11 protein-coding genes are annotated in these 6,807 nt (G+C 30.8%); 8 read left to right on the forward strand and 3 right to left on the reverse strand.

Features of this window, described 5'->3' with window-relative positions:
* The 8 genes from ABDH49_05395 to ABDH49_05430 all read left to right on the forward strand — a co-directional run.
* Nucleotides 1-245, forward strand: a 245-nt coding sequence (locus tag ABDH49_05395; GenBank protein ID MEN3046397.1) for a hypothetical protein, incomplete at its 5' end; no start/stop codon positions are given.
* 741 nt (nt 246-986) lie between these two features.
* Nucleotides 987-1,373, forward strand: coding sequence for a hypothetical protein (locus ABDH49_05400; GenBank protein MEN3046398.1), 387 nt, complete (start codon nt 987-989; stop codon nt 1,371-1,373).
* Between the two features lie 624 nt (nt 1,374-1,997).
* Nucleotides 1,998-2,372 (forward strand): hypothetical protein, encoded by a 375-nt coding sequence (locus tag ABDH49_05405; protein MEN3046399.1) that lies wholly within the window; start codon nt 1,998-2,000, stop codon nt 2,370-2,372.
* Nucleotides 2,356-2,679 (forward strand): hypothetical protein, encoded by a 324-nt coding sequence (locus tag ABDH49_05410; protein ID MEN3046400.1) that lies wholly within the window; start codon nt 2,356-2,358, stop codon nt 2,677-2,679. The genes ABDH49_05405 and ABDH49_05410 overlap by 17 nt, the downstream gene beginning before the upstream one ends.
* A gap of 32 nt (nt 2,680-2,711) precedes the next feature.
* Nucleotides 2,712-2,966, forward strand: coding sequence for a T9SS type A sorting domain-containing protein (locus ABDH49_05415; protein MEN3046401.1), 255 nt, complete (start codon nt 2,712-2,714; stop codon nt 2,964-2,966).
* 396 nt (nt 2,967-3,362) lie between these two features.
* Nucleotides 3,363-3,878: a DUF4097 family beta strand repeat-containing protein gene (locus ABDH49_05420; protein ID MEN3046402.1), complete on the forward strand. Its 516-nt coding sequence runs from the start codon at nt 3,363-3,365 to the stop codon at nt 3,876-3,878.
* On the forward strand, nt 3,878-4,228 hold the full coding sequence (locus tag ABDH49_05425; protein MEN3046403.1) for a hypothetical protein: 351 nt from the start codon (nt 3,878-3,880) through the stop codon (nt 4,226-4,228). The genes ABDH49_05420 and ABDH49_05425 overlap by 1 nt, the downstream gene beginning before the upstream one ends.
* Nucleotides 4,229-4,485: 257 nt before the next feature.
* Nucleotides 4,486-4,857: a DUF2089 family protein gene (locus ABDH49_05430; protein ID MEN3046404.1), complete on the forward strand. Its 372-nt coding sequence runs from the start codon at nt 4,486-4,488 to the stop codon at nt 4,855-4,857.
* Between the two features lie 28 nt (nt 4,858-4,885).
* Here ABDH49_05430 and ABDH49_05435 read toward each other — a convergent pair whose 3' ends face one another.
* From ABDH49_05435 to ABDH49_05445, 3 genes are all read right to left on the reverse strand, one after another.
* On the reverse strand, nt 4,886-5,416 hold the full coding sequence (locus tag ABDH49_05435) for a DUF4416 family protein (GenBank protein ID MEN3046405.1): 531 nt from the start codon (nt 5,414-5,416) through the stop codon (nt 4,886-4,888).
* Nucleotides 5,401-6,159: an arylamine N-acetyltransferase gene (locus ABDH49_05440; GenBank protein ID MEN3046406.1), complete on the reverse strand. Its 759-nt coding sequence runs from the start codon at nt 6,157-6,159 to the stop codon at nt 5,401-5,403. Before ABDH49_05440 ends, ABDH49_05435 begins: the two co-directional genes overlap by 16 nt.
* Nucleotides 6,159-6,807 (reverse strand): hypothetical protein (locus tag ABDH49_05445; GenBank protein MEN3046407.1); only part of this gene is annotated, 649 nt, incomplete at its 5' end. The genes ABDH49_05440 and ABDH49_05445, both read right to left, overlap by 1 nt.

Consider the following 6,807-nt stretch of genomic DNA (forward strand, 5'->3'; position numbering starts at 1 on the left):
AAGATGGTTCAATTGTGTTAAATAATTTGAAATATATTTTAAATTTACCCTCTGGAGCTGAAAGTACAAAAGTTTGGAGCTATGTACCAGTTTCAGGTGGAGAATATACAGTTATAGATACAACAGAACTTCCCAGTGATGAAAATAAATTAAACGACAAGAAAACAGAAAAATTTGTGGCAATTCCTATAGTTGTACCTGATTGGTCAGACAATTTTGATTCTCCTGGTAATCCAGGGGGTTAGACCCATTCAGGAACTTTTGATGAATGGGAATTAGGGACTCCCACAAGGGGTCCTAAAAACTCTTATTCAGTGCCAAATTGTTGGGCAACAGACCTTGATATAATACCTATGAAAATAACTCAAATAATTACTTTTTTTCTCCTTATATAAACCTTACTTCATTTAGTGCAGATGATTCAGTTTTTGTATCCTTTTATCATTTTGATTCTCTTGAAGCAAATTACGATTATGTATACCTTCAAGCATCAAAAGATGAAATCACGTGGGTAAATTTATCTACTTTTAATGGATATACAGCAACCTGGATTAAAGATAAGTTTTTAATTCCTCAAACACTTTATGGGGATACTATAAGATTAAGATTTAATTTAATATCTGATGGAAGTGTAACATATGCTGGTTTTCATTTGGATAATTTTGAAGTTTTTTCAGCCTAAAAGCACCTTTTATTTATCCCCTTTCTTATGATCAAGATGGAAACTATACTGTTTATTGGAAAAAGGTAAATGGAGCAGATAGATACGCCCTTTGGGAAATTTCAGATGAGACCCTTTTATTTTATGATGAAGGAAATAATCTTAATAATTGGAACACAAACTTTTTCATTGTAACAAAAGAGGCAGCTTTTTCAGAAGGTTCTTCTTTCTGGTCAGGAGAACATATTTATAATTACTCTTCCTAATTTATACAAAAAGTAATTATCAGATAGGATTAGGTGGAGGGTTTTGCGAATTTTTTGCTATGTATAATTTAAGCGCCAATGATAAAATAATTTTTGAGGTTTCAAATGATAACGGGGTTTCCTGGACAAGTTTATGGGAACAAACAGGAGGAAATTCTTCTTGGAGAAAGATTAGAGTTTCCCTTAATGAGTATACAGGAAATTTTTTAAAATTTAGGTTTAGATTTATTGGTAATGTATCTGATTCAAGAGGTTTTTACTTTGACGATTTTAAAGTAGTTTCCTTTAATAAAAGAGCTTTAATTTCAAATACAATTGTTGATACTTTCTATAATATCACTGGTAAATCTGCAGGTACATATTATTATGTTGCTAAAGCGATAAGAAATTCATCTTATAAGGAAAGTAAAGAATCAAACATAGAGGATATAATTGTAAGAAACTAAAATTCTTTACCTTCAATTACTATTACTTTTCCAAATTCAAATATAAACGCTGACGGATATGTCTGGATAAAATGGGATGATAGCGATCTTGATGATAATGCAACAATTTCTCTTTTTTATGATAATAACCCTGCTGGATATGATGGTATTCTAATTACTCGTGAAATTTCAGAAGATTCACCATCTGATTCCTTTAGATGGGATGTAAAAGGTATTTCTCCTGGCAATTATTATGTTTATGCAGTTATAACTGATGCATTTACCTCTGCAAGAAGTAATTATAGTGCAAGAATAAGGATTCAGACGCTTACAATTCCAGCTCAACAGGATCCAGCTGGAACTGACACAGTTTATAATGAATGGGTAAGGATAATAGCTTCTGACAACGTCTCAGATGGCTCAATTGCTCATTTTTCAAATGTTAAGGGTGATACTAATATAAAAAGTGACGATGAAATAAACATCTTATTTGGTACTACTTTTACTCCTTGGAGTTCAGATGCAGTAATAAGGATAGATGGTCAAAACTTTATATATGCAAAACCTGCGAAGGTATAAGAGAGAGCCTTGAGGAGACCTATTGGAAATCAAGGAATTCCCACAACTTAACCAAATAATCCAGTTATGAGCGATAATTCAGTTGGACTAATTCAAACATGGTGGTATAAGGGTGTTTCAGTGAAGCAAGATTTGATATTTGCCTATGGACAGTATTCATATGGACCTTTATGGGGTGTTCCAAAACAGCATTATGACCAAATTCTTACAAGATATACCTTTAAAAATAAATCACTTTCTCCTAAATGGGTTGGTTTAAGAATTGAGTGGGATATAGAAATAGATGTCTATGATGGGGCAATTATAAAACCAAATCTTGAAAACAATTTTCTAATAAAAGAAAGATTTTATTCACCGAATTTTAACAAAAATTTCTTGTGTCAAGACTCACTTCCGGGTCATGAAGTGCCATTAGCAAGAAACGATGGGATACATAAGTGATTGGGGTGTGGCAACAAACCCTGATGCATTAGCAGTAATTCGCTGGTTTCATCCAAATGTTTATCCAGGATATTCCTATTTTGTTAATCCTAATAAAGATATAGGCAACGATTCTGCGGTTCTTCTATGGTCTTATCCTGTTCTTGTTAACCCAGGAGATTCTGTAATTTTTTCCACTTATTATGGTCCTGTTAGATATGACGTTAGGGCTCTTGGAGAAGAAGAGTTCTATTTAACTATCCGTAGTGAAGGAAATTACGTAATAAGGATGGGCCACTTTCAGAAGGTGAATATACCTACAGAATAGATGTAAAGGAAGGTGAAAGTGTAATAAAAGTATTGGGTCCTTTAAAAATTTATGTTAAAGGTTTAAAATTCTGGGTTGGAGAACCTACTCCGAATCCTTTTGAGAGTAGCTTTTATTTACCAATTGAATTACCAAATGGCGGTGAATTTATAGTTGAAATTTTTGATTTATCCGGTAGGAAGGTTTTTAATAGAAAATATGTTTTTAAATATGGAGGTAGTTACAAAATCAATTTTGATGAAGAAAGTGTTAAATTTCATAAAGGCATCTATTACTTAAAGGTTTAAAAGCCTTTTTTACTGATACATCATCAAAATTATTACCCCGAACAGTTAACAAAAAAATTTTTAAACTGTTAAAAATAGATTTAAAAATTTTTAAAAATTTTTTATAAAATTAAAAAAAATCTTGACAAAATTTAAAAAATATGTTATAATTTATAAAATAAGATTTTGAATTTTAGGAGGTAAAATATAGAAGAAGTAATCAAAAAGATAATAAGTTTACTTGAGGAGGGAAAAATAAGTGCAGAAGAGGCTGAAAGGCTCATAAAAGCAATAAAAGAAGAAGATAAAAGGGAATCTAAGTTTCCTGGATTTGAATGGATACCTGAGATTATAAGAAAAAGCATAAACGATGCCATAAGCTATGCCGGAATCTTTTCTTTAAAGAAAGGTAAAGAAATCGTCACAGAAGCTCCATCAAAAGAAATAATAAGGGTTAAGTCCTATGACGGTGACATAAAAACATTTTCTGAAAAAAGAGAAAATATAAAAATAAAAGGGAATGACATCAGATTCGAAGAGAGAGGAAATGAAGTCTTAATACACTCCTACAATGAAGATATAGAAATCGCAGTTCCTCAAGAAAAAAAGTCTTATCTTGTTATTTGCAGCTATAGCGGTGAAGTTGAAGTAGAGGGAAAATTTAATAAACTCAATATAGAAACTTACTCAGGTAATATTTATGTAGACGCCGAATTTGAAACGCTAGATATAAAGACCTATAGCGGAGATTGTAAGTTAAAAACAGAAAGAAAACCAACAATGATTACTTTTTCTAGTTATGGGGGTGAAATTAAACTTCCCTCCGAATTTAAAAAAGAAGGAAACGTTTACATTTATGGAGAGGAAAAGCACAAAAGGGTAAAAGTTGAAAGTTACGTAGGTGATTTTGAACTAAGCTTTAAGGGGGAATAATGAGAGAGGAAATTAGAAAAATACTTAAGATGGTGGAAACGGGAAAATTAAAAGCAGAAGAAGCCGAAAAGCTTATTGAGGCAATTCTCGATATTCAGAAAAAAACTTCAACAGCAAGGTTTTTAAAGATAAAGATCGAAGATAAAAATGGAGACAAACTAAACATGAGCATCCCTATAGGACTCATAAAGATAGCCACGAAGTTTATACCAAAAGAGAAGAAAGAGCAACTAAAGGAAAAAAACATAGACTTAGAAGAGATTATATCTACAATAAAGGAACAAACAGAAGGAGAGATTATAAATATTGAAGAAAAAAATGGATCTTTTGTAAAAATATGGATAGAGTAAGATGAAAACTGGAATATTTTTAATAATTTTAGGACTTTTTTTATGGCTTTTAAACCTTGGATTTTTCTCATTTTGGAATTGGAAAAGAGACTGGCCCCTGATACTTGTAATAATAGGCATTATTTCTCTTCTCGATTATCTTAGAAGTAAAAAAAAACAAGAAAGTTAAAAAAAGAGAGAATAAAAGAAATAATTGATAAGCTTGAAAAAGGAGAAATAAGTATAGAAGAAGCAATAAATAAGGTTAAAAAAGAAGAATGAAAAAAATAATTGGAATGTGTCCTGTATGTTCTGAAAAATTGAAAATAAAGCTATTAGAGTGTCCCTCTTGTAAGACTAAAATAGAAGGTGAATTTGATATTCCCTTTCTGTTTTCACTTTCTGAAGATGAAATTAATCTCCTATTTTTATTTTTAAAAACAAGAGGAAATCTCTCTGAAGTTTCAAGGATACTCGGTCTTTCTTACCCTACCACAAGACAGAGATTTATGGAGTTTTTAAAAAAATTAGGAATCGAACCCTATTATTCAAAAGACGAATTAATGGAAATTCTCGATTTACTCGAAAAAGGCGTAATTACACCAGAAGAAGCTGAAAGAAAAATAAGAGAAATCAAAGGTTTTTTTTAATAATAGCCCTGATAGTGCCAAAATACTACTATAAATTTTTCAAGCCTTTTTTATATATTTCTCTTATTTTCAAGAAAGTCTTTTCATATATATTATTTTTAAAATCAGGGAAAGAGGTTAAAAGCGGTTTAAATTTCCCCTTTTCATACCATAATGTTATATCGGCGTAGACTCCCTTATCTAAATAAATTTTGTATCCGCCTGGTTTAAAAGAAACAAGAACAACCTTGAAAAAATCCATATAGCCTGGATCTATATTCACTTTTCTTTTTCCCTCAGAATCCATAATTTTTTTTTCTATTCCAAAAGAAATGTACTTTATCTCAACTATTTTTGCAGGATCTATCAGATCTTTAAAGGAATAAAAAATTCTTTTAATGTCTTTTCCCATCTCTTTTTCATAATAAGATGTAAAGTTAAAATCAAAAATCGGACTTTCATAATCGATTTCCCCAATTTTTTTAATTAATTCATCCTTTGCTTTTAAAACAACATCTTTATCATTAAAAAATATTCCGGTAAACAGTTTAACAGGTGTAGGCTTTAGAGGTTCTGCCATTTTATATTCAGCTCCTCTAATACTTTTTTTAATTCTTCTTTACTTATTTTTTTGTAATAAGTTTTTCCCTTCACTATTTTATGATAATGCTCATCTTTTATATAGACCATTCCATCACTTACATCTTTTGATATCACCATGTGATTCATCATTTCAAACTCAAAGGATTTTTTCCATGCTGAGATAAAATCATCTTCGCTTACTTTTTCCATCTTTATTTTATATCTAAATTTTTTAAATCCCTCTTCATTTTTTGTATATACATAAATTTCTTTCCCTTTATTTTCCAATAAAAAATTATATACCTTTGTTTCAAACTCAATGATTTCCTTATCTAAGGGAATTGGTTTATAAATTAAATAACCTACATCACATAAAAATTTTTTATCATCGAATTCTACTTTAACAAGGGTGTGTGTATTTTCCCCGTAGCTTCTATCACATAATAAAAATTCTGCTTTGAAATTTAAATATTCAAGTAGATTTTTTAAAAAGTAAACTAGGGAAAAGCAGGTTCCTCCTGTTCCCTTTTCAAAAAAATCATTTATAATGTAAAAGGGTGTTCTTAATTTTTTTTCAAGCTCTTTTTCATCAGCCTCTTTTAATTTTGTTAAATTTTCATAAGGAATTTTTGAAAAAATTAATAAAACCTTTTGAAGAAGAGCTAATTTATTATCGCTCCTTAAATTGAAGAGATTTATAAATTTTTTAAAAGAATCAAAGTCTTTTTCTTTTAAAAGCATTAATAAGAAATCATTCTTCCAAAAGAACCCCTCTTTATTGTTACCGCAGTTCCAGCTGTTTCTGAAGCAAATCTTAGTTGGAGAGTACCACTTGTGCTTGGAATTATTATACCTTGTACAAAAGCAATATAATCAACATTTGCTGCTGGTACACCAGCAGAAAGTACAATGTCATCACTAAAAGTGCCGTATCCCACATATTCTGAATCTGTTCCATCAGCAGCCCTTGGTATTCTTGCTTGATATGCACTTACAGTCGCCGTTGGATAGGATACTGCAAGACCAATTCCATTTCCTGCAGCAGCAGAACTTACTACTAAATAAAACTCGTAAAAATAAAACTTACCTGCTTCAACGTTAAAGGAAAGCTCAGTAACATCAGTTAGTGCAGTACTTGTTGTAGATTGATCGCTTGTTTTTTTAGCAACTTTAAAAGTAGTATAGACAGGATCTCTCCAACCTCCTTTTCCCTGATTATCAGAAACTAAGACATAACCCTCCTGTGCTCCTGTCGGCATTATAAAACCTTTCATATAACTTGTCCCTTCAACATGAAGTGTATAAGAAGGATTAGAAGTACCAATTCCTACTTTATATGAAGGTAAGGGAGAAACAGCAGTCCATAAATTACTTCCATCTTCAAACCAT

The sequence above is a fragment of the Candidatus Hydrothermales bacterium genome (assembly GCA_039630235.1).
Classification (GTDB): Bacteria; Hydrothermota; Hydrothermia; order Hydrothermales; family JAJRUZ01; genus JBCNVI01.